Annotated in this window: 25 protein-coding genes and 2 pseudogenes; 19 read left to right on the top strand and 8 right to left on the bottom strand. The window is 43.3% G+C overall.

The genetic code is table 11. The annotated features are described in order from the left end of the window. Positions 1-49 precede the first annotated feature (49 nt). Positions 50-1,369: a folylpolyglutamate synthase/dihydrofolate synthase family protein gene (locus LEP1GSC060_RS02855; protein WP_002995672.1), complete on the bottom strand. Its 1,320-nt coding sequence runs from the start codon at positions 1,367-1,369 to the stop codon at positions 50-52. Further along, positions 1,366-2,238 (bottom strand): shikimate dehydrogenase, encoded by an 873-nt coding sequence (gene aroE / locus LEP1GSC060_RS02860; RefSeq protein ID WP_002995795.1) that lies wholly within the window; start codon positions 2,236-2,238, stop codon positions 1,366-1,368. Before aroE ends, LEP1GSC060_RS02855 begins: the two co-directional genes overlap by 4 nt. A gap of 20 nt (positions 2,239-2,258) precedes the next feature. Here aroE and LEP1GSC060_RS20795 point away from each other — a divergent pair. Together LEP1GSC060_RS20795 and LEP1GSC060_RS02865 are read left to right on the top strand one after the other, a co-directional pair. Beyond that, positions 2,259-2,457, top strand: a pseudogene (locus LEP1GSC060_RS20795) (hypothetical protein). Next, positions 2,444-2,836, top strand: a complete 393-nt coding sequence (locus LEP1GSC060_RS02865; protein WP_155119612.1) for a hypothetical protein — start codon at positions 2,444-2,446, stop codon at positions 2,834-2,836. The pseudogene LEP1GSC060_RS20795 and the gene LEP1GSC060_RS02865 overlap by 14 nt, the downstream one beginning before the upstream one ends. An 814-nt stretch (positions 2,837-3,650) precedes the next feature. Here LEP1GSC060_RS02865 and LEP1GSC060_RS02870 read toward each other — a convergent pair. Then, positions 3,651-4,418: a glycosyltransferase family 2 protein gene (locus LEP1GSC060_RS02870; protein ID WP_002995679.1), complete on the bottom strand. Its 768-nt coding sequence runs from the start codon at positions 4,416-4,418 to the stop codon at positions 3,651-3,653. Beyond that, positions 4,419-5,111 carry a hypothetical protein gene (locus tag LEP1GSC060_RS02875; protein ID WP_002995743.1) on the bottom strand — a complete coding sequence of 231 codons (693 nt, stop codon included), beginning with the start codon at positions 5,109-5,111 and terminating at the stop codon, positions 4,419-4,421. A 2-nt stretch (positions 5,112-5,113) separates the two neighbouring features. Here LEP1GSC060_RS02875 and LEP1GSC060_RS02880 point away from each other — a divergent pair, with 2 nt between their 5' ends. The 6 genes from LEP1GSC060_RS02880 to LEP1GSC060_RS02905 are packed head-to-tail and all read left to right on the top strand — an operon-like array spanning position 5,114 to position 11,453. After that, positions 5,114-6,511 (top strand): hypothetical protein, encoded by a 1,398-nt coding sequence (locus LEP1GSC060_RS02880; protein ID WP_036095241.1) that lies wholly within the window; start codon positions 5,114-5,116, stop codon positions 6,509-6,511. After that, positions 6,508-7,656: a S1 RNA-binding domain-containing protein gene (locus tag LEP1GSC060_RS02885; protein WP_002995841.1), complete on the top strand. Its 1,149-nt coding sequence runs from the start codon at positions 6,508-6,510 to the stop codon at positions 7,654-7,656. Before LEP1GSC060_RS02880 ends, LEP1GSC060_RS02885 begins: the two co-directional genes overlap by 4 nt. A 4-nt stretch (positions 7,657-7,660) precedes the next feature. Further along, positions 7,661-8,122 (top strand): tRNA (cytidine(34)-2'-O)-methyltransferase, encoded by a 462-nt coding sequence (locus LEP1GSC060_RS02890; RefSeq protein WP_002995837.1) that lies wholly within the window; start codon positions 7,661-7,663, stop codon positions 8,120-8,122. Between the two features lie 45 nt (positions 8,123-8,167). Beyond that, positions 8,168-8,836 carry an ATP-binding protein gene (locus LEP1GSC060_RS02895; protein WP_002995661.1) on the top strand — a complete coding sequence of 223 codons (669 nt, stop codon included), beginning with the start codon at positions 8,168-8,170 and terminating at the stop codon, positions 8,834-8,836. Between the two features lie 5 nt (positions 8,837-8,841). Then, complete coding sequence (gene uvrB / locus LEP1GSC060_RS02900; RefSeq protein ID WP_002995793.1) at positions 8,842-10,842, top strand: excinuclease ABC subunit UvrB; 2,001 nt, start codon at positions 8,842-8,844, stop codon at positions 10,840-10,842. A 17-nt stretch (positions 10,843-10,859) separates the two neighbouring features. Further along, positions 10,860-11,453, top strand: a complete 594-nt coding sequence (locus tag LEP1GSC060_RS02905; protein WP_002995711.1) for a rhomboid family intramembrane serine protease — start codon at positions 10,860-10,862, stop codon at positions 11,451-11,453. Positions 11,454-11,582: 129 nt separating this feature from the next. On the opposite strand, the gene LEP1GSC060_RS02910 is transcribed toward LEP1GSC060_RS02905, so the two are convergent. Continuing rightward, positions 11,583-12,065 carry an LIC_10730 family protein gene (locus tag LEP1GSC060_RS02910; RefSeq protein WP_002995758.1) on the bottom strand — a complete coding sequence of 161 codons (483 nt, stop codon included), beginning with the start codon at positions 12,063-12,065 and terminating at the stop codon, positions 11,583-11,585. A 132-nt stretch (positions 12,066-12,197) separates the two neighbouring features. Between LEP1GSC060_RS02910 and LEP1GSC060_RS02915 the strand changes: the two are divergent. Further along, a pseudogene (locus LEP1GSC060_RS02915) lies at positions 12,198-13,452 on the top strand (serine hydrolase domain-containing protein). Positions 13,453-13,538: 86 nt separating this feature from the next. Here LEP1GSC060_RS02915 and LEP1GSC060_RS02920 read toward each other — a convergent pair. Beyond that, the gene (locus tag LEP1GSC060_RS02920; protein WP_036095244.1) at positions 13,539-14,231 is read right to left on the bottom strand and encodes a DJ-1/PfpI family protein; all 693 of its coding nucleotides are present in this window, start codon (positions 14,229-14,231) and stop codon (positions 13,539-13,541) included. Between the two features lie 99 nt (positions 14,232-14,330). Between LEP1GSC060_RS02920 and LEP1GSC060_RS02925 the strand changes: the two genes are divergently transcribed. From LEP1GSC060_RS02925 to LEP1GSC060_RS02935, 3 genes are all read left to right on the top strand, one after another. After that, positions 14,331-15,020 carry an HAD-IA family hydrolase gene (locus LEP1GSC060_RS02925; RefSeq protein WP_036095245.1) on the top strand — a complete coding sequence of 230 codons (690 nt, stop codon included), beginning with the start codon at positions 14,331-14,333 and terminating at the stop codon, positions 15,018-15,020. A 141-nt stretch (positions 15,021-15,161) separates the two neighbouring features. Continuing rightward, positions 15,162-16,166, top strand: a complete 1,005-nt coding sequence (locus LEP1GSC060_RS02930) for a hypothetical protein (RefSeq protein ID WP_002995778.1) — start codon at positions 15,162-15,164, stop codon at positions 16,164-16,166. A 99-nt stretch (positions 16,167-16,265) separates the two neighbouring features. After that, positions 16,266-17,129 carry an LIC13305 family lipoprotein gene (locus LEP1GSC060_RS02935; protein WP_002995747.1) on the top strand — a complete coding sequence of 288 codons (864 nt, stop codon included), beginning with the start codon at positions 16,266-16,268 and terminating at the stop codon, positions 17,127-17,129. 139 nt (positions 17,130-17,268) lie between these two features. Here LEP1GSC060_RS02935 and LEP1GSC060_RS02940 read toward each other — a convergent pair whose 3' ends face one another. Beyond that, complete coding sequence (locus LEP1GSC060_RS02940) at positions 17,269-18,162, bottom strand: LysR family transcriptional regulator (protein WP_002995816.1); 894 nt, start codon at positions 18,160-18,162, stop codon at positions 17,269-17,271. A gap of 99 nt (positions 18,163-18,261) precedes the next feature. Between LEP1GSC060_RS02940 and leuC the strand changes: the two genes are divergently transcribed. The 4 genes from leuC to LEP1GSC060_RS02960 all read left to right on the top strand — a co-directional run bounded on the left by leuC (position 18,262) and on the right by LEP1GSC060_RS02960 (position 22,839). Further along, positions 18,262-19,674: a 3-isopropylmalate dehydratase large subunit gene (leuC, locus tag LEP1GSC060_RS02945; RefSeq protein ID WP_002995773.1), complete on the top strand. Its 1,413-nt coding sequence runs from the start codon at positions 18,262-18,264 to the stop codon at positions 19,672-19,674. Next, on the top strand, positions 19,671-20,264 hold the full coding sequence (gene leuD / locus LEP1GSC060_RS02950) for a 3-isopropylmalate dehydratase small subunit (RefSeq protein ID WP_002995696.1): 594 nt from the start codon (positions 19,671-19,673) through the stop codon (positions 20,262-20,264). The genes leuC and leuD overlap by 4 nt, the downstream gene beginning before the upstream one ends. Before the next feature lie 468 nt (positions 20,265-20,732). After that, positions 20,733-21,749 carry a UDP-3-O-(3-hydroxymyristoyl)glucosamine N-acyltransferase gene (gene lpxD, locus LEP1GSC060_RS02955; RefSeq protein ID WP_002995655.1) on the top strand — a complete coding sequence of 339 codons (1,017 nt, stop codon included), beginning with the start codon at positions 20,733-20,735 and terminating at the stop codon, positions 21,747-21,749. Between the two features lie 187 nt (positions 21,750-21,936). Continuing rightward, entirely contained in the window at positions 21,937-22,839 is a 903-nt protein-coding gene (locus tag LEP1GSC060_RS02960; protein WP_002995801.1) for a DMT family transporter, read from the top strand. A 64-nt stretch (positions 22,840-22,903) separates the two neighbouring features. Here LEP1GSC060_RS02960 and LEP1GSC060_RS02965 read toward each other — a convergent pair whose 3' ends face one another. After that, positions 22,904-23,125 carry a hypothetical protein gene (locus LEP1GSC060_RS02965; protein ID WP_002995649.1) on the bottom strand — a complete coding sequence of 74 codons (222 nt, stop codon included), beginning with the start codon at positions 23,123-23,125 and terminating at the stop codon, positions 22,904-22,906. A 261-nt stretch (positions 23,126-23,386) separates the two neighbouring features. Here LEP1GSC060_RS02965 and LEP1GSC060_RS02970 point away from each other — a divergent pair, with 261 nt between their 5' ends. The 3 genes from LEP1GSC060_RS02970 (at position 23,387) to LEP1GSC060_RS02985 (ending at position 25,983) form a co-directional block, all read left to right on the top strand. Beyond that, a complete protein-coding gene (locus tag LEP1GSC060_RS02970) occupies positions 23,387-23,998 on the top strand; it encodes a hypothetical protein (RefSeq protein WP_002995722.1) in 612 nt (203 codons plus the stop codon). Positions 23,999-24,456: 458 nt separating this feature from the next. Next, positions 24,457-25,005: a glutathione peroxidase gene (locus LEP1GSC060_RS02980; protein WP_002995709.1), complete on the top strand. Its 549-nt coding sequence runs from the start codon at positions 24,457-24,459 to the stop codon at positions 25,003-25,005. A 15-nt stretch (positions 25,006-25,020) separates the two neighbouring features. Continuing rightward, the gene (locus LEP1GSC060_RS02985) at positions 25,021-25,983 is read left to right on the top strand and encodes a ChaN family lipoprotein (protein WP_051061390.1); all 963 of its coding nucleotides are present in this window, start codon (positions 25,021-25,023) and stop codon (positions 25,981-25,983) included. Positions 25,984-26,002 lie beyond the last annotated feature (19 nt).

Consider the following 26,002-nt stretch of genomic DNA (forward strand, 5'->3'; position numbering starts at 1 on the left):
GGTTAGGATTTTACAAGGATCGGTTGTTAAGCGCCGATCGAAAAGTCCGCTAAACTTCAATCGAACCGGAGACGATCGGATACAGACGAAAACTTCCGAGAACCAAAATCGGGTCCTGCGAATCGTCTAATCTCCGTAAGACGGTCCTGAATCCGGCGCCGTCGATCGTTTCCGTCGCGCCGCAGTTTTTAGGAAGAGCGAACCCTTCCTCCTTTAAAAATCGAAATTCGAGAATATCGGTTTTGTTAAGCGACTTCCGCAAAAATTCTAAAATGGAGTCTCCGTCCTTATCCTTCAGCAAACCCGCGTAAACCCGAAACTTGCGCGAAGGATACAATACGGATAAACTTTTCAGCGTTTCCCTAAAGGCGTCCGGATTGTGCGCCGGATCGAAAACAAGTAGGGGAGAATTTTGTAGGACCGTTAATCTTCCCGGAGGAAGGGTAATGTGCTTTTCAAAAGTTTGGAAACTAAACACATTCGAAGTCAAAGAAACGTTTTCGGATTTAGAAAGTCCCGGATCGATTCTTTGATCGATCGGATCGAAGGTTGGGCGCCTTGATTTTGGAAACCATTCAAAATTTAAAATATTATGAAATACTTGATAAGAAAAATGTTGATTCCTGACGAGATAAGTCGCGTCGCGCGGTGTTTGCGGCAGAATCACACAAGGAATCTTATTTTGAGAACACCAGGATTCTATTTTTTCGTTTAAGTTCGACTCTTCCTGTTCGATCGCAAAAAGGGCTTTCGTATCGGCGGTGCAGATTCCGAGTTTTTCCTCCAGGATCTGTTCTTTCGTATTTCCTAATATTTCCTTATGATCCAATCCTATAACTCCTACGACAACTACGTCCGGATTGTTAAGTTTGGTCGCGTCCAATCTTCCGCCGAGGCCCGCCTCGTAAATTTGAATTTCGATCGATTGGTTTTCAAAAAAAGAGAATGCCGCGCAGGTAAATAGTTCGAAAAAGGAAAAGGACTTTAATTCCTCTTCCGCTCCGAGAAATTTCCATTCGTTTAACAATCGGTCCAATTCTTCCGTTTGAATTTCTCGAAAGTTTTGCGTCTTGTTTCCGACTCGAATCCTTTCCAAAGGGGAAATCAAATGCGGCGAAGTATAAAGTCCCGTTTTAAATCCGGAAAGCCGAAAGTATTCCCCTAAAAAATGTGTGACGGAACCCTTTGCGTTTGTTCCGACCACGGAAATTCTGCAAAGAGCGGATTCTTTTTTTCGATTCAATCCGAATCGATTTAGAACTTTTGTAAAAGGTTCCAAGGAATATCCGGTAAAAACGTTGAAGTTTCTGGTTTTCTCCAAGTTGGAAAGTCGGTTGATAAATTCGAAAAAGTCCGAATGTGTATTCATCGATTTGTTAATGTTTGATAAAGACGTTCCCTGGTTTTATGAATATCTTCCGCGTTAGGCGAAATACCAGTGAATAGTTCGAACTGTTTCATCGCTTGGTACAAAAGCATCTCCGATCCGGGGATGATTTTCGCTCCGGCTTTTTGAGCGACCTTTACCAGCGGTGTTTCCAAAGGATTGTAAACGATATCAAAAAGGGTCATACTCGGATTGAAAAAATCCTCCGAAAGAAAAGGTCCCGGAGCCTGGCCTTTCATTCCGAGTGGAGTCGTATGTATCACTAAGGAAATTTCTTTCTTTCGAGTATCAACGGATTCCTGTGAGACGGGTGCCGCTTTCACGTTCGAATTTTCGGAAACCAAAGTACAGATTTCTTTTGCGGTCGTTTCGTTTCTCGAACAAAGAAGTAGATTTTGAATTTTGCCGGAGACAGAAAGGTTGTATGCGATTCCTCTCGCGCTTCCTCCGCTTCCAAGGATGAGAGTTGTTCCGGCGCTCAAGGATTCGGGAGATTTTTCCAATATGGAAAGATAGGCTCCTTCTCCATCCGTATTGTAAGCATGAATCGAATCGGGACCGATCAATAAGGTATTGGACGCTTTCATAATTCGGGATGTTTCGTCGGTTTTGTCGGCGAGAGAGAAGGCCGTTTCCTTGTGAGGAATCGTCACCGAAAGACCGAGCACTCCCGAGTTTCGGAGTTCCTGAATTTTTTCAGAGTTCAATTCCGGACTTTCAAAAACGAGGTAAGAGGCGTCGATTTTTCTATCTTTATAAATAGAATTGTGAATGAGCGGGGAAAGAGTGTGTGAAAGCGGAAATCCGACTATACCGAAAGTTTTAGCGGTTCGATTTGTTTCGTTTTTCAAATTTGATTTTCTCTTTTTTCTTGGTTCGGTTTTACAAACAAGATTTCGGGAGTTTCGATTTCTTCGATTCGTTTCTTGTTAAATGAAAGGAATCGATTTAAGACTTTTGACTTTTTTGCTCCAAAAGAAGCAAGTTTTAGAGCGAGTAGTAAAATGAGTCGACTAAAAAAACAATTCCCGAGAATGCTGTATTGGAATGAGCCTACTGAATTTACCTGATTCTTTTTTACACGGACTGGGTGGACAACTCTTTTTGACGCCTATTGCTTCTTTTTCAGGCTCGCCATGGTGGACGACCATTCTTGATGTTTTATTCGTAGTCGGAATTTCCGGCGGTCTTTCCTGGTATTATTACTATTATAAACGCAAGGATCTTCTCGGAGGATTTTGGGGAGCCCTGATCGTTGCTCTTCTCGGATCTCTCATTATCCTTTCCTTACTTCAGGATTTTATTCGTTCGGTGGTTCTTTGGTTGGTTTCACCTAAGTTCGGAATCTATCAAATCTCGAATGTAAACTTACTCGCGGTTTTGTTGGGCGGGCTTCTCGCTCTTTATATCATGAACCGTATCAACCACAACAAAGAAAGAAGGGACTAAACTCCGTGACACTGCTTTCCGCCGAATGATCCGTAGAGAATGAGGCGCCTATTTCAATCAATCGTTCCCGGAAGTAAGTGAAACGCTTTCTACGGATTTCGTTTCAGGGACGAGTTGAATTGAGTTTCCCGCGTTCTAAAGGATAAAAAAGCGTTCGAGTTTACTATTCGATGGAATAAAATCATTGAGATTTGATTCTATAAGAAAAGTTTGTTATTCTAATGAATCCTTCTTTTGGTTTTTTTTAGATCGACTACGAATCCCTATATAATGGAATACTCTGAATTTTGATACGAGTCCCGGTTTGAGGCGGAATCATCTTAGGCGCTTTGTTATGTAGAGTTCCGAGTAAAAGAAGAAATCTGATTTTATTGAGTGGTTTTATGGCAGGTGAGAAAAAAGGCAACGCTCGGGTTAGACAGGACGGTCAAATAAAAACCGATTACGGAAGGTTTTATGAAAGGGAATATTAAAAACAATACTACCGAGCCAAAACCGAATACACCTCCTCCTCCGCAGCAAAATAATAAAAAATAAATTTTGCAAATGAAGAACATCAGGACGAAGTTTTTAAGGCGCGTCTATTTCACGATTTTCTTTCGTTTGCACGATGAGTGCGGGAGTTCCCACAGGTCGTACGGTTCTATTCTCCACGTCGACCTGCTCGAAAACCGGGGGACTCTCAAACTACGCTGCAAACCCGCATCCTATTTTTACGCATTGGATTTTATAGATTGAATTTCCCGCACAGCGAGTTTGAAAGGAGCGATTGATAGTTCATGTCCGCTGTTTTTGCGACTCGGAACGGAAACTTCTATTTTCCTTTTTTATCCTTCAGATTCAACTCGTACAACTTGATATACTTTAGAAAATTATAATAAAATCCGAAAAGCGCCAGAACAAAACCCTGTTTGCCGTCTAAAAATCCGAATCGGATAAAATACATCCAAAACGCTTTGTAAAATCCTTCCAGGAACGCGAGGAAAAGTCCGCTCGTTTTCCCCGCTCTGAATTTTTCTTGAGCGCCTAATTCGGAATAGGCGTTGATATAACGGATATGATCTCCGATATTTTTATACGAAAAATGAAACACCGGAAAATTCAGTTTTTTGCATATACCTTGGAGCTGAATCGTTTCGTGCACCAAACCGCCTCCGAACTTGCCTTTGGAACGATGAAAAAGACGGATGCGTCGATTGGGATACCAACCCCCGTGACGGATCCATTTTCCCAAATACCAAGTCAGTCTCGGAGTGGAATATCCGTCCGCGGTAGGAAGTCCGTTTTGAAAAAGGGTCAAAATCTCGTCTTTTAACCCCGGAGAAACTTCCTCATCCGCGTCTAAAGTCAAAACCCATTCGTTTTTCACTAGGGAAAGAGCGAAGTTCTTCTGACTAACGTAGTCGTCGAATTTTCTTTTATGAACCTTCGCCTTGTACTTTTTTGCGATCTCGACGGTTTGGTCCTTGGAACCGGAATCGACGACGATGATTTCAGCAACGAAGTCCAGAGGTTTCAGACAACGTTCTAGATTGTCTTGTTCGTTGAGTGTGATGATACAAACGGAGAGTGGGAGTCGCATTTAATTTTTACGATGGGATTTTCGAAGGCTCTGAAAGTCGGGAGTGAGAGGGATTTCCAATCTTGCGATCGTAATGTCTTTTCGAATGATGATTCTAAAATAGGAAGGATCGATTCCTTCTCCTTTGAGCATGATTAAGATGAGAGCTAAACCGATTCCGGCACCTTCCGTGTTGTCCGCATTGTCCAAATAAAATTGCGCGATGTCGTTGTAACGCATTCCCTTTTCCAATTTTTCGCGGATGGATTTTTCTTCCTGCTCCGTTATGGGAGCGTTATTGATTACTTCGATTCGAATTCCATTCAACGAATAGTCAAAGTTGATCAGACAATAGTATCCTTCTTTTTTTGCCTTTTCTCCGTAACGTTCGGACATCGTTTCACTAAAGATGCGCTTATATTCTCGAACTCCTTTTTCGTAATCGGAAGGATCGTGAAGATCCAAACCTTTTTCTTCGAAAAAAATCCTTTTTTGGTTTGCTTTGCAGGCGTTGATTGCCAACTCTTTTATTATAGTATAAATCGTAGGAACCAGAGTAGGATGAGTTATCTTATCCAGAATCAGTCCGACTGCCTCTTGGATATGTTCCTCGACAGAATGAGTCATTCTGTGGGTCTTCAAAGAAAGGATTTTTCCGTTCTCGATCGTTAGCCGGATATTGTCGGATATATCTCGGATTTCCTGCCCCATCATCCATGAGCATTCCGGAGTCTGTTTTGTTTGTCAAGAGAGTCATTCTAAGAAAGGGAAAAAAGAGGCATCTTTCAGGATTCCGGCGAATCGCTGTTCTTTGTAAGGCTTCCCTCTTTTTCATTTTATTCTTATCGATAACCGTGTCGGCGAAGTCGATCACCTTAAACGCGGTTCGATATCTTCTTCCCGAAAAAAAAGAATACTCCGAACCTTCCGAGATCCGAATTGAAAACGGTAAAGTCGTTTCGATCAAAAAAATAAATTCTTTCTCGGGAAAAGTTTCTTACGCGCTTCCGGGTTTTTGCGATGCGAATGCGGTTCTTTCCACGGACTCGCTCGGAGGACAAAAGGATAGAGCGGGAGTTTATCTTTCGTTACAATCTTTTTTGGCTCACGGTTTTACGGGAATTCTTTCCGTGGGAGATCCCGCTTGGGTCGAAACGCTTTTGAAAGACGCACAACGTTTGGAAAAAAATTCTCCCTGGGTAAAAAAGTCGCAGGCCCCGTGGATCGCCGAAAGTTCCGAGACGAAGAGTTTAGGAAAACTTCCGGGATACGATTTAATCCGTTCCTCGCAGGAAGCGGTGTCTAAGATCAAAAAAAGACCTTCTTCTTTTGTACATTTGTTTTATCGTTATCAAGAGGGCGAGTCGTTCGCTTTCGACGGTCCGTTTTTATATCAATTGAAAAAAGCCGCGGACGCGGAAGGAATCAAACTAGCGTTATCCGCCTTTGGAGACGAGTTTAGCATTCTCGAAGGAATCGGCGCGGGTATTCCCGTTCTGTATCATCCGGTTCCGAACGAAATTGCGGCGAGAATTTCTCCCGGTGTGTTTCGTAATATGAGTTGGGGTCCTATGTTTTCCGTTTACTACTATCAGAAGATTGCGGGAACTCCCGAATGGGAAACCGACTTAATTGCGATGAAAGAATGGAGTTCTTACTTTGCAAAGAACATCGCCCCCGAGCCGGATTTTGCGGGAAAACTTTCCGGTCTTTCCGAAGAAGATCGGTCGAATGCGGAGAAGGAATATAAATCCTATCTTGCATTTTTAAAGGGGCAAAAAAATCTAAGTCTGCTCCTCGCGTCCGGAACGGGTTATCTTCACGTTCATCCCGGAATCGGAGGTTGGAAAGAAATGGAAATTCTTGCGAGCGCGCTTGGAAACGAAGAGACGATTCGAATCGCCACGGAATCCACCTGCGGTTTTATAGAAGCGCCTCACGAAGGAAAAATCCGGGAAGGCAAACCCGCATTCATAAATATTTTTACGGAAGATCCGCTCGTCGATTTAAAGAATTTGAAATCTCTTCGCAAAACGATCGCAGGAGAAATTTTTTATCCGCCGGAAAAAAGAGAACCGGTTTCCAGTCAAAAAAAGAGAGGAAAAAATAAATGAAAGAATCCGAAAAAGAACTCTTCGAGAAAATGTTGGACGCGTCCTTTAAAAAGAAAAAAGCGATGGAAGCGGGGACCAGGGTCACTGCGATCGTGAACTCCGCAAAAAAAGATTTCGTTTTTGTAACCGCAAAAGAAGGAAAACTTCCGGGAATCATTTCTTCGGAAGAGTTTATGGAATCCGGACTTCCGAATCCGGGAGAAGAGATCGAGACCTACTTCTTAAAGGAAGATCACGGAGACATTCATTTTACGACTTGTTTGAGCGGCGATTCGTTGAACAAGGATATATTAGAAATCGCTAAAAGAGCCGAGATCCCCGTACTCGGACAATTTATCGGCGAAGGTGAAGGCGGCGCCGAAGTTAAGATCGGAGAATTTACCGCGTTTTGTCCGTTTTCCCAAATCGATCCGGAGTTAAAAAAATCGGGTCTTATCGGAAAACGTCAGAAGTTTTTAATCCAAGACTTAGGAGCCAGAGGTAAACTCGTCGTTTCTCAAAAGAAAATTTCCGATCGAGCCAAAGAAGTTAAATTAGGAGTTTTGAAACAAGAACTGAAAGAGGGAATGTTCGTCACCTGCAAAGTCAAAACGATTCAGAATTTCGGTTTGATCGTGGAGATGGACGGCCTTACGGCGCTCATTCCGATCAGCGAAGCTACTTATAAAAAAAATCCGGAACTCGATAAGGAATTTCAAGTCGGTCAGACTCTGAGAGCCAGAGTTCTACGAATCGATTGGGAAAATCGGAAGTTCGCATTAACGGTTAAGGATTTTCTAAAGGACCCTTGGGCGCAAACCGTTCCGTTTAAGGAAGGGGACATCGTAAAGGGAACGATCGATTCTCTCAAACCCTTCGGTTTGTTCGTTAAGTTGGACGATCATTTTAACGGTCTCGTTCCGGGAAGAGAAACCGGAATTTCAAATCGGGTTCCTTTAAGTCAAAGTTTTAAATCCGGGGACGTAGTTGACGTTTTTGTAATGGAAGTAAATCCGGAAAGAAAACAGATTTCTCTTTCGATTCAAAAGGCGAAAGAGATTCAGGAAAGAATGGACTACAGCGGTTATTTGAGTTCGGACACGGTCGCTTCCACGAGTTCTTTCGGAGCGATTCTTCAAAACTCCTTGAACAAAAATAAAAAATGATCCTATGTCTTTGCATATAGGTCTTTATAGACCCGAAATTCCTCCCAACACCGGAAACATAGCGAGACTTTGTGTGGCTTTGGGAGCGGAGCTTCACATCATCGGACAAGCGTCGTTCGATCTTTCCGAAAAGGCGGCGCGCAGAGCCGGACTGGATTACTGGGATAAAGTGAAAATTTCCCTCCATTCTTCTTTAGAAGAATATAAAGCGGCGCTTCCTTCCGGAATCGATCCGTATTTGATTTCGGTTTACGGTACACATTCTTACACCGCCGTACGATATAAAGACGGAGACGCTTTTTTGTTCGGAAACGAAACTTCGGGAGTTCCCGCAGAGATTAAAAATTCCTGGAGTGAGGAACGGATCTTAAAAATTCCGATGGAAGATTCTTCCCGTTGTTTGAACTTAAGCAATTCAGTCGCCGTCATTTCATACGAAGCGATGCGTCAAATTAAGTCCTGGTAAAAACGGATTTACACTTTCATAATTCCGCATCTCAATGGATAAAGTATGAGTTTCCATCTCTCTAGAGAAGAAATCGAAAAACAGATTCGGTCGATGCTTTCTCAAGGGCTGACCGGCACCGTGAACGATTTTTTCGCTTGGATTCGGATGGATACTCTCCGCAAATTCAAAGACGAACCCGACATTGAAAATTTCATCGTAGGAAAAATTTTGGAAGGTTTCGTAGAATCGGGTTATGCGAAACGCAACAAATTCAACTCGAAAGAATTTCACATTCATCCCGATTCGATCCAAGGAAAAAAAAATCCGCCTAAGGACCGTTATGTTCTACTCGGCAAAATCGCGTATCAACCGATGCAATACGTTCGAAGTCGTTTCGAGTTTTTTCTCAAAAACCAGGGAACTCCGGACGACATCGTGATCGATCTTTGTATCGGAGTTTTGGAAGCCGTGGAAAACGCGGTGAAATACGGAGACGGCACGGAAGTCGAAGTTGAATATTCCATCGATCGTTCTCAGACTCTTTTTATCCAAATCATCAACAATGTTAAAGAACTGAATTTGGAACAGGATATCGCAAGAGGAAAATTTTCCTCCACCGCGACGTTGATGCGCGGTATGATGGTCATGCAGAAACTTTTTGACGAACTGGATCTTGAAATTCTAGAGGATAAAAAACAAGCTCAGTTCAACGCAAAGAAAAAACTGCCTTAGTTCTTATGGCATCCGTTTTTAAAATTCATTCCTCATACGAGCCCGCCGGGGATCAGATCAAGGCGATCGAAAACATCGCGGATTCTTTTCAAAAGGGGGGAAAGAAAGTCACGTTGGTCGGTGTGACCGGTTCGGGTAAAACCTTCACGATGGCGCAAGTCATCCGGGATCTAGGGCTTCCTACTTTGGTCTTGTCGCATAACAAGACTTTGGCGGCGCAGCTTTTTCGGGAGTTTAAGGAATTTTTTCCAGAGAATGCGGTGGAATATTTCGTTTCTTATTACGACTACTATCAACCCGAAGCGTACGTTCCCACTTCCGATACGTTTATCGAAAAGGACAGTTCCATCAACGAAGAGATCGATAAACTTCGACTCAGAGCTACGTCGTCGCTTTTGGAAAGGTCGGACGTCGTCATCGTCAGTTCCGTTTCCTGCATCTACGGTTTGGGTTCTCCGGAAGAATATACGAACTCGGTCGTCTCTCTCAAAGTAGGGGACACGATCGAAAGGGACGCCGTGATCCGCAAACTTCTGCACATTCAATACAATCGAAACGACATAGACTTTTCCAGGGGAAATTTCAGGGTGCGGGGGGATTCGATCGAAATTTATCCGGCGTATCATACCGACGCGATTCGGATCGAATTTTTCGGGGACGAGATCGATTCGATCGGCAGGATCAATCCGATCACCGCACAAACGATTGTTAAATTAGAAAAAGCTTATATTTATCCGGCAAAACACTTCATCACTTCCGGTCCCAAGGTAAAAGAAGCGGTGGAGAACATCAAAGCGGAACTGGACGCTCAGGCGGATTTTTTCAGAAAGAACGGTAAACTTTTGGAAGCGGAAAGAATCGTATCCCGTACGAATTACGATCTGGAAATGCTCCAGGAAATGGGATATTGCAACGGCATCGAAAACTATTCCAGACATCTCACCGGAAGAAAGGCGGGAGAACGTCCCGCTTGTTTGATCGATTATTTTCAGGGAGAATTTCTTTTGATCGTGGACGAGTCTCACGTAACGATTCCTCAGATCGGAGGAATGTTTGCGGGAGACAAGGCCCGCAAACAAACGTTAGTCGACTTCGGTTTCCGACTTCCGAGCGCTCTCGATAACAGACCTCTCAATTTCGAAGAGTTCGAGATTTTGACTCCGAGAACTCTTTACGTTTCCGCGACTCCGGCGGATTACGAAATGAAAAAAAGTCCCGTGATCGTGGAACAGATCATCCGACCGACCGGACTTTTGGATCCGATCGTGGAAGTTCGTTCCACTAAAAATCAGATCGAAGACCTCCTTGTGGAAATCCGCAAACGGACCGACGCGGGAGAACGGGTTCTTGTCACGACTCTCACTAAAAAAATGTCGGAAGACCTTACCGATTATTACGAAGAGATCGGTTTGAAGGTTGCGTATCTTCATTCCGAAGTGGAAACCTTGGATCGGGTTGCGATCATCCGCGATCTGAGAAAGGGAATTTACGACGTTCTGATCGGAATCAATTTGTTGCGGGAAGGTCTGGATATTCCCGAGGTTTCTTTAGTCGCGATTTTGGACGCGGACAAGGAAGGTTTTTTAAGAAATTATAAATCTCTAATACAGACGATCGGTCGCGCCGCGAGGAACGTGAACGGAACCGCCATTCTTTACGCGGACAAGATCACCGACTCGATGGCGAAGGCGATCGACGAAACGAAACGCCGTAGAAAGATCCAGGAAGATCACAATCTTAAATTCGGAATCACTCCTCTTACGATCAAAAAGGAAGTCGGAGATATCATCGAAAGGGAAGAAAAGGAACGGTCTTCCGAAGATCTGATTCTGGAAGACGTGGAGAAAAAATTCAATTCCAAGAAATTTCCGAACAAGGAGGAATTGAAGGAGAAATTTCGAGAAGAAATGATGAAAGCCGCAAAAGAACTCGATTTTGAAAGAGCCGCCATCTTAAGGGATAAGATGTTATCGATCCAAACAAACGATCCGTCGGCTGAAAACTAACAAAAAGGAAATCCATTTTGATCACAATATTGATTTGTCTCGTCACCTTCGGCATGAGCGCGTGGTGTTTCGCGTCCGAGCAACAACTCGGCAAGTTCATTCTGAATCCGTTTCGTTTGGAAAGGGATAAAAATTATTACACTCTTCTCACTTCCGGTTTTATCCACGCGGATTGGATGCACTTGATCTTCAACATGGTTTCGTTTTATTCTTTCGGAAAGAATTTGGAAATCACGGTAGGTCCGATCCAATTCGTCCTCTTTTATCTCGGGACGATCCTGATCACGAGCGTCATCTCTTGGAGAAAAAATCTGAAAAATCCCCTTTACGCGACGTTAGGCGCTTCGGGTGGAGTTTGCGGAGTGTTGTTCGCTACGATTCTTTTTTATCCGAACCTTTCGCTTTATATGATGTTCATACCGATCCCGATTCCGGGGGCGATTTACGCGGTTCTGTATTTGGTTTATACGTATTTTTCCTCGAAAAGCGGAGCGGCGGACGGAATCAATCACGACGCCCATCTCTGGGGTGCGTTATGCGGAATCGCGTTCGCTCTTTTACTCGAACCCGAAATTTTAGGCAGGGTTTTTCGAAATATTTTCGGAGGTTGAACGAGTCGTCGGATCCGATCGATTTTCGATTGAATGAATTTACGATAATTTTCAGAGCCGAAACTTAGATCCATTTTAATCACTTCCCGCGCAGGGCCGTTTCACGATGTATTCTTCATTAGAAAAATCTCATTGAGGTTGCGGCCCCGGACTTGTAGGAGTCGTACTCGTTTCTCCGGAAAGGATTCGACTCGGTAGTTTACAGAATTGATTGCATCGATCCATACATTGCCGTTGCCTCGCGCTTCTATAACCTATAATCGGCAGGAAGATGGAAGTGAAAGGATACCATTCTTCCATACAATTGGACTGGCACTTGGCAAGAAGCTGAATACATACGTTTTCGTAGGAGAATTTGGATTCTGGACCGTGAACGAGTTCGAAACCGTTCGGAGCACGTCCGATCCGTTTTCCTTCCTTGGCGAGTCGGGCTCGTTCCACTTGTGTTAGGTTGGCTTCTTCCGCTGTGGGAAAGGCGTCGGGGGACGGAGCCTTTTTCGTTTTTTTCGGATTGGGAGAATCCCAATCGACTCGAACCAAACAATCCAAGGTCATAACGGAAACGCAAAAAAAACCTATTAGAAAAGAATGTAGAATGAATTTTGAATTCATAGATGACTCTTTCGATAAATTCTAGCAAAGGTTTGGAAAAAAACCACTGAAATCTCGGGCTGAAAAATCGATTTGAAAACCGTTTCGTACGAAAAAACGGTAGGAAATAAATTTCAAAAATCGCGAATTGAAGTGAAAAAGATTCGATTTGAATCTTTTACGTAAAAGAGTGAGTGTTACCATGAGAATTTTGCTTTTTCCAATCTGGATCGGATTGATTCTTTCCTGCGCCTCCGCCGGACAAGAGGGAGAAGTAACGTTAAGAAGTACCTCTCGTTCTTTCGCTCCAAAACAACTCAATAGAACTCCTTTCGAAGGTTTTTCGATCGCCTTACCGGAAGACGCGGGACTGGACTCGACCCCTTTACTTCGTTTATCAAAATCCATTCGCGAAGAGGGACTCGAGGTTCGTTCTCTTTTGATTTTAAAAGACGGAAAGTTGGTTATGGAACGTTATGCGGGAGGTGTTACCCGCAACCACAATCAGAGTGTTTATTCGGTTACAAAAACGGTTACGTCCACTTTGCTTGGCATTTTAAATTTCGAAGGAGTTCTAAAAACCGTGGACGAGCCGGTGATGAATTCCCTTCGTTCTCTCGGAAACTTGCCTTTCCCTTTGCTCGAAGGAAAGGAATCGCTTCGACTCAGGGACGTTCTTCATATGGCTTCCGGAATGCGCTGGTCTTCGTTTCCGGAAAGGGAGGATATTAGAACCGCGGAAGATCCTCTCGTAATCGCTTTATTACCCGAAGTCAAAGACAAACCGGGAACGAAGTTCGATTACAGCAACGGAGATTCTCAACTTGCCGCCGCGGTTTTGGAAAACAAAGCGGGTATGACGTTGCTTCAATTTGCGGAAAAGACGTTATTCTCCTGGCTTGATTTTAAAGGTTACGAATGGTACACGTCTCCTTCGGGAAGACAAACCGCGGGTTTCGGTTTGAGGCTGAAGCCGATCGATATGATGAAACTCGGAATTTTGTATTTGGACAACGGGAGTTATAGAGGTAAAAAAATTCTCAAATCCGATTGGATCAAACAAGCTGTCAAACCGGGGGCCTCGCAAAATTACGGATATCAACTTTGGACGCATCAGTTCGAAGGTAAAAAGACGTTTATGGCGAACGGAAAGGGAAGTCAGTTCGTGTATGTGATTCCTCACAGAAGAATGGTGATCGTAGTCACTTCCGCGATTTGGGATAAACCCATCTATTTTCTTTTGGATAAAATTCTTGCAAGTGTAAAGGAATCTTTGGACTCGAAGGAAAAGAGAAAAGTTCCGCAAAAAGAAGCGGAGTTCTTAAACGAAATTCACGAAGCGTCGGTCACGATCGGCGACTCGACTCTTTGGAAGGAACTGGACGAACCTCATTTTATTCATAAATGAAACTGAATATTCTAAGAATAAAATATTCAGGAATCGAGATGATTTTCGGCTTTTCGCGCGCCGGGTCGTCGCTCAAAACTCGAACGTCATCTGCTTTTGGAAGTTAAAACCCGGATGGCCGCGGCCTTTCTGCGATTTTGAGTGATTTCCCGACTTAGTTTCACTTTCTCCACCAAATGAGAGGTCGCGGTGGTCGGATGGCCCGAAGTAAACGGTGGAGACGGATTGTATTCGATCATGAGTTGGATTTCTTCGGCGAGTTCGGCGCCGAAAAATTCGGCGGTTAAAAAAAGGGCAAAGTCGATTCCCGCGGTGACCCCGCCTCCGGTGATTCGGTTACGATCTCTGACAAAACGTTCCCCCGAAATCCGAACCGGAAATAATTTTAAGACATCTAAAGAAAGCCAGTGAGTCGTCGCCTTATAACCGTCGAGAAGACCGGCCGCAGCGAGGACCAAAGAACCGGTGCAAACCGAAGTGATGAATTTAGAATTTTCCGCTTTTGTTTTGAGAAAATTCAAGACTTCGAATTCTTCCATAAGAGGGGTTGTTCCGGAACCTCCCGGCACGAGCAGAATATCAAGATCGGGACAATCCGAAAAATCATAGTCGGGAATCAATTTCATTCCCGACTCGGCAGTGATCGGACTTTTCGTTTGAGCAAAGAGGAATACTTTGACGTTCGGAATTCTTGAAAAAACTTCATACGGTCCCGTAAAATCGAGTTGTGTGACTCCCGGAAAGATAAAAATTCCGATGGAAAAATTGGAAACAGACATAAACCCAGAAAGTAAAATTTTAATGCGACTTACAAGCCATTTTTGATATCGCAATTCATTCGGAGATGCAAAAAGGCCGGGGTGAATAAAAGTAAGTCCGTGCGTTATGATAAATACCTATTCCTGGATGTGGGAGACACGATCCTTCATCTGAAAAAATCCGCGGGCGAAACTTATCTTGAAATCCTCCAGGATGCGGGATTGAAAAAGGAAACAAACGCGGGAGAGTTTTACAGAAAAACATTTTTGGAATCTTGGCATAAGATGCACGAGAACGCGCCGCCCGAACATAGGGATAAATATCAATTCCATCCGGGAGGAACCCCCGGTTGGTGGAAGGAATTGCTCGAAGATTTTTTGGAAAGGATTCCGGATCGTGTCCCGATTGAAAAAGCGTTTCCGATCATCTATCCTAGATTTGCGGACCCGGAACTTTGGAACGTGGACCCGGGTTTTTGGGAACTCAAAGATTATTGCGAGAATAAAAATTGGGGACTCGGGGCGATTTCGAATTGGGATCACAGGCTCAGGGATCTTTTGGAAGCGAAAGGAATATTAGAATATTTGAATCCTTTGATCGTAAGCGCGGAATTCGGATACGAAAAACCTTCTCCGAAAATTTTCGAAGAGGCGATGCGTTTGGTCGGACTTCCGGGGGAAAGTTTGGTTTATTGCGGAGATAAATACGAATTGGATATCGTGGTTCCGAAATCCTTAGGTTGGAGATCCTACTTAAAAAAAGAAAAAGGCGATTTACGGTCCCTCTCGGAATTGATTCAATTTTTATAATAAACCTCGAAGCGCGCGCTTCGATAACCAACCCCTAGAACGTTCCGAGATATAGAAAGGAGAAAAATTCCGTTTCGAAGAAAGAATTTTACTTGAGAAAGAGCGACGATCCTTTACGAAGAGTTCGATTTAAGGAAAATTATGAGCGCGATCCTATCCAATTTCAATCACCCAAAATTTAAAACGAACGATAAGACAGGGCACTATGAAAGTTGGTTTGTACGAGCCAATAACCCTAACGCGTGTCAGGCGGTATGGATTCGTTATACGATCTTTTCGCCGAAAAATCATCCCGAAAGGGCGATCGGAGAACTCTGGGCGATCTATTTCGACGGAGAAAAAAATACCCGTTTCGTTTCCAAGTCCGAGTTTCCGATCGAAAAATGTAAATTTCAATCCACGCCCTTATCGATAAAAATCGGAAATTCGGAACTCACCGATTCACATCTCAAAGGAAAGGCCGGAAATAAAAAAGGTCCCGAAAATTTTTCCTGGGATCTGAAAATTTCCGGCGGTAGTCCTCCGCTTTTTCTTTTTCCCGAGAATTTGTATGAAGGAAATTTCCCAAAAGCGAAAGTGTTGGTCGGAAATCCGGGAGTGAAAATTTCCGGAAGTCTCAAACTCGATTCGAAAAAAATTCAAGTTCGAGATTGGATCGGAAGCCACAATCATAACTGGGGGTCCAAACATACCGATCAATATGCTTGGGGGCAAGTCGTCGGCTTCGAAGAAGAAGCGGATTCTTTTTTGGAACTTGCCACTGCAAAGTTAAAGATCGGACCGATTTGGACGCCTGCGATCACTCCGATCGTATTTCGGTTTCGAGGAAAGGATTATAAACTCAATCATCCTCTTTCGAGTTTTGCGAGAGCGAAGTATCGTTACTTCGATTGGAATTTTTCGGCGAGTTCCGGCGAGATTCAACTGAAAGGAAGAATTTATGCGGAACCTCGGGACTTCGCCTGCCTTCAATACTGGAATCCGCCCGGCGGTTGGAAACATTGTCTGAACAGTAAGATCGCAAGTACGGAACTCTTCGTGAAGAGAAAACAGGACCTCACATTTTTGAAACTGACTTCGAACCGCAAAACGGCTTTTGAAATTCTTACCGACGATTTTTCTCACGGAATGAAACCGGAAGTTTAATATCGGAAACGAGCCATTGCTCAAAAAGAAAGGTTTTAATCAATCATATTATCATTCGAATCAAATTGAAGAGTATGGATCTGTATAATAAGATATATGATGAAAAACTTTTTTCTCTCCGTCATGATCTTTTCGGTTGTCGCTACGTGTTCGCGTAAAGACGACAAAGTGGACAACTCCGTTCTGTCCTTGCTTTTGTTGCAATCCGCACAACCCGCTGATCCGGACCGTGTCGAAAATTACGATCGGGACGTGCAGATCATTACACATACGATGCCTCCCGCTTCTCCTTGGTATACGTTCGATTTGAGTTATTCGGAAGAGGACCTCGACGTTTATGTTACGCTTCTACGCGCACAAATTGCAAAATATCCGAGAGGATATTGGATCAAGGCGAAGGCGGAAAAAATTTATTTAGTCAAGTATATAAACGGCGTTAATGGCGGCGGCGCCAGAGGTCTTTCTCTCGGTTCTGAAAACGGAATTTATCTTTCAGTCGGGGTAGGGATCGCTTCCTGCAACGGCTGCGAAGAGGATTATTCTTCAACGATCCATCATGAGTTGATGCATAATGTGGATTATTCGCAATTCGGTCCTTCCTATTACCTAACGACGGACGATTGGAACGGTTTGAATCCGGTCGGATTTCAATACGGAAGTGTTTCCAATTCAGGCGCCGCCGCGAATGTTTGGACTCATATCATCCATCCGCTTTCGGGTTTTTTAAGCTATTATGGAACGACGAATAAGTTGGAAGATCGCGCTATTTTTGCGGCGGCCATTCTTGGCGGTTTACAACAGTTTCAATCCGACACCGTAATCAACTTTTGCCAAGCCGATCCGATTGTCGCGGCAAAGACTATAAAACTTATATCCAATATGAATCGATTTTGGCCTTTTCCGGGAGCGGATGGAACGTTTTGGAAAACGAGAATCACCGAAATTGAGAATGGTTGTAAATAATATTATCTTGAATTTAGAATTGTAATACAGTGAAACGAACGGGTTTATACGAAACATTTCGAAAATATTCCATTTATTGAATGAATCTTAGAATTCAACTTTCGGTTCTGCGGTATCACATTCTGAGGGTTATGTTTGTTTAAGAATGATAAGAATCAAATCGGCTTTTGGTCTCACGAACCAAGGTTTCCGCGAGTTTTGATAAACTCGGACGAATCGTTTTCTTGTGACAAAGGTAGAATTTTCTTTCTACGAACAATTCCGGAATCGGAATCACTTTGAGTTTGGAAGTTAGGCTGTATTCCGATAAAAATCCGATTCCCAGATCGGCTTCGATGCTTTTGATCACGGACTCCACACTTCTCAGTTCCATTGCGATTTTCGGACGAAACGTTTTTCTGAGCGAGCGGATTTTCTTTTCAACGGCCTTTCGAATCGCAGAAGCAGAATGAAAGAATACGAACGGTTCTTCTTGGATAACTTTGAGGGTCGGCTTTTTTTTCTGAAAAATTTTATGCGCCTTTGACGCAACCGGAACGATTTTGTCCGAAAGAAATTCTCTGGAAATGAGCCCCGGTTCGTTGACCGGTCCGGTTAGAATTCCCAAGTCGACTTCGTTTAACAAAATCGCTTCCTTTGTCTCCAAGGAATCTCCTTCTCTTACGGAGAGGACGAGATCCGAGTGATCCTTTCGAATTTTCTTTAAAATTTCCGGAAGAATCCAAGCGGATACGGTTCCTCCCGCCGAGATGGAAAATTCTCCCGAAAGTTCATTGCCCGGTTCTTTCATTCCGGATTTTAATTCTTCCCAGAGTTCCCGCATTCTGATCGCGTAACTTGAGAATATTTCCCCTTCGTATGTGAGCCGTATTTGTCTAGGACCTCTTTCAAAAAGAGTGGCTCCCAATTCTTTTTCCAAAAGAAAAATCTGACGCGAAAGAGCGGGTTGTGTGAGTCCCAATTTTCCCGCAGCCTTCTGAAACGTTCCCGCGTCCCTGATTTCGAGGAAGTATCGGATCTGTCTGAATTCCATCGTGTCCTTAATCTATAACTTTTAGTTATAGTGTCAATCAATCCTATTTATTTGCATTATATGGTTTTTTCTGCTACCTTCTTTTTATAGGGAGGGGATATGGCCGGTAAAACGTTATACGATAAAATTTGGGAATCCAGAGTAGTCGCGGCGGACGGAGAAGAGGATATTTTATACGTGGATAGACATCTTCTTCACGAAGTGACTTCTCCTCAGGCTTTTACCGCTTTGAAAGAGAGGGGAAGATCCGTTCGCAGAAAAGATAAAACTCTTGCGATCATGGATCATAACGTTTCCACGAGAAACAGGGATTGGGGCGGAACGGGAGAAGTTTCCAAAAAACAAATGGAACAACTTTCTCTGAATTGTGCGGAGTTCGGAATTGATCTTTTGGATATCAACCATCCGGATCAGGGAGTCGTTCATGTAGTCGGTCCGGAGTTGGGACTCACGTTACCCGGAACCGTAATCGTTTGCGGCGATTCACATACCTCCACACACGGAGCATTCGGCGCTTTTGCTTTGGGGATCGGGACGAGTGAGATAGAACACGTCTTGGCAACGCAGACGATTCGTCTTAAAAAATCGAAAAATCTTTTGGTAAAAATTACGGGAAAACTTTCTTCGGATGTAACGGCCAAGGACCTCGCCTTATATCTGATCGGAAAAATCGGAACCGACGGAGGGCAGGGAGCCGTTATTGAATATTCGGGAGAGGTGATCGAAAGATTCTCGATGGAAGAAAGAATGACTCTTTGCAATCTATGTGTCGAGGCGGGAGCGAGAGCCGGTTTGATCGCTCCCGATCGAACTACCTTTGACTATCTTGCTGGAAGAGATTACAGCCCAAAGGCGGAGGAATTTATCAAAAAAGTGGAATATTGGAAAACCTTAAAGTCCGATGAAGACGCTTTATTCGATAAGGTAATCGTTTTGGACGCTGCGGAAGTTTCACCGATGGTTACCTGGGGAACCAATCCGGGTCAAGTGGTTCCCGTTGTTTCTCAGGTTCCCGATCCGGATTCTTTTTTAGATCTCGAAACAAGGGCAGCGGCAAGAAGATCCTTGGAATACATGGGATTAAACCCGGGTGAAAACATGAACTCCGTAAAAATCGATAAAGTATTCATCGGTTCGTGTACGAACGCCCGTATCGAAGATATTCGAAAAGTCGCCCGTATCGCGGAAGGAAGAAAGGTGTCGCCTAACGTGACAGCGATTGTCGTTCCCGGTTCCGGAAGAGTAAAACGCCAAGCCGAACAGGAGGGTTTGGATAAAGTTCTTATCCAGGCCGGCTTTGAATGGAGACTGCCCGGATGTTCCATGTGTCTCGGAATGAACGACGACTATTTGCTTCCCGGAGAAAGATGCGCTTCCACTTCCAATCGTAACTTCGAGGGAAGACAAGGAAGAGGCGGGAGGACACATTTGGTGAGTCCGGAAACGGCGGCAATTGCTGCGGTCTTGGGGAGATTCGGAACCTTTCAAGAATTACAGGAGGAAAGAGTATGAATCAAGCGTGGACAAAACACAAAGGGATCGCGGTTCCTCTGTATAGAAAAGATATCGATACGGATCAAATTCTTCCGAAACAATTTATGAAGAAGACGGAACGTACCGGTTTTGGAGTTCATCTATTTCATAACTGGAGATACTCGGATGACGAGGGTAGAATACAGAATCCGAATTTCGTTTTAAATCAACTTCGTTACAAGTTCGGGTCCGTTTTGATTGCGGGCGAAAATTTTGGATGTGGTTCGAGTAGAGAACATGCTCCTTGGGCGTTGGCGGATTACGGTTTTAAGGTCGTGATCGCTCCTTCCTTTGCGGATATTTTTTTCGGGAATTGTGCTAAGAACGGAATTGTTTTGGTAAAACTTTCTTTTGAAGAAGTGAAAGAAATCTTGGAGTTCGTGATCGCCAACGAAGGTGCGGAAGCGACTGTGGATTTGGACGCGTTCGTTCTTTTTGTCGGTAATCAGGAATATCGTTTTATGCTGTCCGAATCTTTTGTAAATCGGATTCGAAACGGTTGGGATGATATCGATCTAACGATGAAATACTTAACAAAGATCGTGGATTTTGAAATGTCACTTTCGTAAGAATTTTAGAGCCGATTCGAAAATCAAAATTGTTTTAAAAAAATAAATGCCGTTTTTTGAATCGGTTCTTTGGATGCGGGAAATTGTCTCGAAACATCATTTTACTTTATCAAAAATGTTAGGTCGGTAGGACAAGCGCCTCAATCGATCCCGTTCGATTTTACAAACCAGTGGAATAGTTTGAAGATAAATCCGAACTGTCCAAACCACTTGAAACGTGGGAGTTCCCGCATTTTACGAAATGGATCGTGCCTTTCAACAAATCGTTGTCAGTCTCTCCTGCAATTTCTTTTTCAGAATAACAAACACCGTCCGTTTTAGAAAGATCATAAGGCTCCAGATTATAAATATTTTTTTGATCATTTGCGCATTTTTAATTGTTTTATAATTAGAAGTTCATTTATTACAAATCAATAAATTCAAAAAAATGAGTTGAGTCCTTTTTTTGTATGATAAAAATGTGATCTTATGAAAGCCAAAGATTTAGCGAAAATACTCGGTGTAGCGCTTAAGGGTAACGGAGAAATGGATGTCAACGGAATCGGAGACATTGAAAATCATTCCAATGTTCTACCGGATCGAATTTACTATTTCGAAGCGAAAAAATATCTTACCTCCAATCCGAAAGTAAAACAGGTTCGATTGGCGCTTACCATTCCGTCTTTGGCCGGTGAGTTTTCCTCGGCATTGATCGTTCCGGAACCTCAGGCAAGAATCAAATTTATAGAATTACTTTCTCTTTTTGAAAAGAAACCGAAATCCATTACTTCTTCTATTTCCGATAGGGCGAGTATTCATGAAAATGCTAAATTAGGAAAGAATGTTACGATTATGGACTTTGTGGTGATCCAGGAGAACGTGGAGATCGGAGACAATTGTCAAATTTATCCGAATGTCGTCGTGGAAAGCGGAGCGAAAATCGGGGAAGATACCGTATTAAAATCGGGAGTTGTGATCGGTTACGATTGTATTTTAGGAAAACGGAATCTCATCCATGCAAATACGGTCATCGGCGCGGACGGTTTCGGTTTTTATGATAAGGGCGGGGTTCGTCACAAAATTCCTCAGATCGGAAACGTCGTTATCGGAGATTATGTGGAAATGGGAGCTTGTTGTACGGTGGATCGCGCGACGATCGAAACCACAACCGTCGGAAATCATACGAAATTCGACGATCACGTTCACATCGCTCACAATTGTAGGGTCGGTAACTACGTTTTCATCGCCGGTGGAACGGTCCTGGCCGGTTCCGTTACTTTAGAAGACGGTGTTATCATGGGCGGCCAAGCGGCGGTCGCGGAAGGAATCACGATGAAGAAGGGATCGATCCTTTTGGGAATGTCGGGTCTTACCGAAAACAGCACGGAAAAAGTCGCTTACTTCGGCATTCCCGCAAAACCCGCGTTGGAAATGCACCGAATTCATTCTTCCTTGTCTAAACTTCCGGAGCTCGTGAGAGAACATAGAAATCGATCCCAGGGTTAGTTAGCGCCTTGGTTTTAGAACTTAAAGTCCGGAGTTATATTCAAAACTACTCATGAAATCACAACGCGCGTGTGCGGGGTATCTTACGATCACTTGGCAAGTTTTATGACCTTACGCCATCGATTGGAAAGAAGGATTGAATCTACCTTTCCATTGTCGAGATTGGCAAAAGAGGTTCATTGTTTTTATGCCATCGAACGCAAGCGCGAAATTTTACGTCTTTCTTGTGGTCGCCATGATTTCCTGGGGTTTTGCCTGGCCTTCTGCAAAACTAATCGTAGGAACTCAACATCCGAACGTGATCATCTTCTGGAGATTTTTGGCGACTGCGATTTCGCTTTTTCCGATCGTTCTCTGGAGAAAGGAATCTCTTCGTCTACCGAACTATAAAACTTGGTTTCAGGTCGCGATCGGCGGGGTTCTTTACACGATTTACAATCAGTTCTTTCTTTTGGGTTTAAAGAACGGGCTTGCGGGAGCGGGTGGAGTTCTTGTGACGACGATGAATCCGATTTTTACGTACGTGTTTGTACACTCTTTCCAAAAGAAGTGGCCGTCCGCTCGGGAAGGAATCGGACTTTTATTCGGGTTGGTCGGAGGTTGTATTCTTCTCGGGCTTTGGGAACTCGATCTGAATTCCTTATTCCTATCCGGAAATATTTTCTTTCTTCTTTGTGCGTTTAGCTGGGCCTTTTTAAGTATAAATAGTCATAGTACGGGTCAGACGATTTCTCCGCTTGTGTACAGTTTTTATGTTTTTACGATCGGAACGATTCTCGATTTTTTTCTCGCGTTTCCGTTCGGAGTGGAAAACGCACTGAGTTCCGGACCGCAGTTTTGGTTTCACATTTTATATCTTTCCGTGGTTTCCACTACTTTCGGAACCACGGTTTATTTTTTTGCCTCCAGTAAATTGGGTTCGAGAGTTGCGAGTTCGTTTATTTTTTTGGTTCCCGTTACGGCTCTTTTGGGAAGTTGGATTTTTTTGGATGAAGTTCCGAGTTTTGCGACGACGATCGGCGGAACCTTTGCCGTGTTTGCGGTTTTTCTTTTGAATCGAAATCGGAACGGAAACATTCAAAAAGACTAATTTTATAAATTTGTTGTGGGAAAGTTTTAGGACTAATTCTTATCGACGATATTCTCGCCCGCTTTTAACCCCAATGGCTTTTGTAGTAATGAGTTCCGGATGGGGCGATTTCAAAACCTTCCGGATGTTCGACCACGAACCTGGATTCTTTTAAATCCTCCAGATGCGGTCTGAGTCGATGCGCCGATTGAGCCGTGCTGATTTCTAAATTTTCCATGGTTGTCATTTTTCCCGATTGAGAAGCGTGATAAATATCCTGAAAAATTTGAGTGGAGAGAGAATTCATAGGACTCTCCTTATCTTTCAATTCTCAGTCGTTTTGTGTCAAAGAGATTTTACGGATCTCCATAAAACCAAACATTTTTTCGTAGAATTTGTGATTTATAACAACCCGCGAAACACAAAAAGAAACATTCCTTCCTTTTCATGTTTCATGAAATTACTTTTGTTTGAAAAAGAGACGTTATGACGTTCTTCGATTCGATTTTCGTTTCCTTTCCAAGAAAAAGAATGGAAAATGATTCAGCCTAGAGGATAATCGTTGCCCATGGGCCAAAAGAATCGAATGCCTGAAACAAAAAATCCTATCGAATTGATGGAGTTTCTTTCGAAAGAAATGGATCATCCCTCTTTTGACGAATGGCTTTCCGAACTCGCGGACAAAGCGATTCAAAACGACAAGTTCGTTTGGAGTTTTTTATACCAAGTGATGCGTGACGCGGATTCGGGTAGGCTTTCTTGGGGTTATCATAAAAGACTTCTTTCGGGAGTGGTTCAAATTTTTTCCAGAGTCGGCGACAGTCGCGCCTATCGCGCTATCATCAATTACGTTAAATCTCTGGATCGTCAGATTCCGATCGGAGCTCTGGAGTTAATTACGGATTTATTACCTTCTTTTTCGGAAGTGGATTTGGACGAGATTTTAAAAATAGCGGCCCATCAGGATTCTCTCAAATCCGCCTTTGGGGTTTTGGCCCTCTTTCAACTGATCGTTCAAGGGAAAATTTCTCCCGAAAAAGTGGAAGAGACGAAAGAGTTTCTTAAGAACTATAAAAACTATGTTTATTATTTGGATTCGGCGGTCGAACAGTCTTTGGATTATCTCGAAGCACGGGAAGAACCGAATCTGCTTACCTTCTTCAACGAAATCGCAGTATAAACGCGATCCTTAGAGGGTTAGTTGAGGAAAACGACATTATTCACGGTAATAGAGCGATTAGACTTTAACAAAGCATGATTTTTCTCTTCTGTAGATTATTCTGAAATCGGATCCCTGAAATCTATTTAACGTGAGTTCGGCCTAAAAAAGTTTGGGCGAATCCGGCCTGGGTAGGCCGGACCTATCTCGCGAAGCGAGATTGAGTTTTTTACTTTCTGCTCTGATCAACAAATTGACGGATCGATCGAAAAACGGTTTTCTTTCGTCATTTCAATTTGTTGATCTCGCTTCAATCGCTTTCGCATTGGTTACGCCGAACTCAAGTTATTTACTAGGATTCAGTGAATAGAATTCAGTTATATTTTCCTAATAGATGGATTGGACTTTGTGTCGACACTTTCGAAAAACGATTGAATCCGATACGAATTCGGATTTAAATTCATGGAAGAGGTCGATCCATGCAGTCAAAAATTTTCATTTTGTTTTTTATTTTGGGAATTCTTTTTCCGTTAACCGGAGTTTTTGCAAAGGAAGGTTTTTACGATTTTAAAGTAAAGGACATTAAAGGTAAGGACGTATCTCTTTCCAAATATAAGGGAAAAGTAATAATGGTGGTTAACGTAGCTTCTAAATGCGGTTATACTTATCAATACGAAAATCTCGAAAAAGTTTATAAGAAGTATAAGGATCGGGGATTTGTAGTAGTCGGTTTTCCGGCCAACAATTTCGGGAGCCAAGAGCCCGGAACCGATCAGGAAATCGAAACCTTTTGCAGAATTCAAAAAGGTGCGAGCTTTGATATGATGTCAAAAATTTCCGTCAAAGGAAAAGACAAACATCCTTTGTATTCTTATCTGACCGAAAATTCTCCGAATCCCGGAGAAGTGGAATGGAACTTTGAAAAGATTCTGATTTCAAAAGAGGGAAAGATCGAAGCGAGATATCGTTCCGCCGTGGAACCGGACAGTTCCTCGGTGACGCAGAAAATCGAATCTCTTTTGAAGTAGGCGGTTTTGAATTTGATGTATCTTCTTTCGAAGACCTATTGCGTGAAGTATTCCCTATCGATTTTTCCTTTTAAAATACGATTTAAAATACGAATCCTTGCGTTTCTACTGATCTTTTTCTGGAACGGTATTTCCATCTTTCCCGAAACTAAACTCGAAAACGAGGAAAGTCCTCGGCCGACTTCCATCTTAAAGGGTACGACCGAAGCCGGGATCGACCCCGAATCGATTTTTAAAACATTTGAAAATCATGATATTTTAATATTTGGAGAAGAACACGACGATATCGTCGGCCACAAAATTCGCCTGGATTGGTTCAAGAAAATCGCTTTGAAAACTCCGGTGATCCTTTCCCTGGAAATGTTGGAAAGGGATCAACAAAAAACCTTGGATGAATATTTAAACGGTCGGATCGGGGAGAAGGCTTTTTTCAACGCTCTAAAGTTGTGGCCCAATTATTTACGGGATTATCATCCTTTTGTGCAATTCGCAAAAGAACGCGGGATTCCGGTGCTTGCGTCCAACGTTCCTAAAAAATATGCGAATCTGGTTTCTTCTTCGGGACTGGAAGCGTTATTTAAAATCCGTTCCGTTTTTTTGCCGCCTAAATATCTGGTCCGTAAATTCTCCCAAGAAAATTACGAAACTAAAATTAAGAATATTCTTAAGGCACATCCGGGTATGGATTTCGACGCGAACACCGAAAGAAAATTTGTGGACGCTCAGTATCTTTGGGACGCGGGGATGGCCGACTCGATCGCCGATACATTTTTGACAAAAGGACGAAAGGTGATTCATATCAGCGGCCGTTTTCACAGCGACGAAGGTTTCGGCGTCGTTCACAGACTTCGCGAACTTGGATTCAAAATCCTCTCGATTTCCATGTTTCCCCTGAAAGAGGGTGACGTAGTTCCGACCGAGATACTCCAAGGTTGTGACTTTACCGTGATTACGGAAAGGAGGCAAAAAGAGAATTAAAGTGCTTGTCTGGAACTCG

Origin of the sequence: Leptospira weilii serovar Ranarum str. ICFT (assembly GCF_000332415.1) — a bacterium.
In the GTDB taxonomy this organism is placed as follows: domain Bacteria; phylum Spirochaetota; class Leptospiria; order Leptospirales; family Leptospiraceae; genus Leptospira; species Leptospira weilii_A.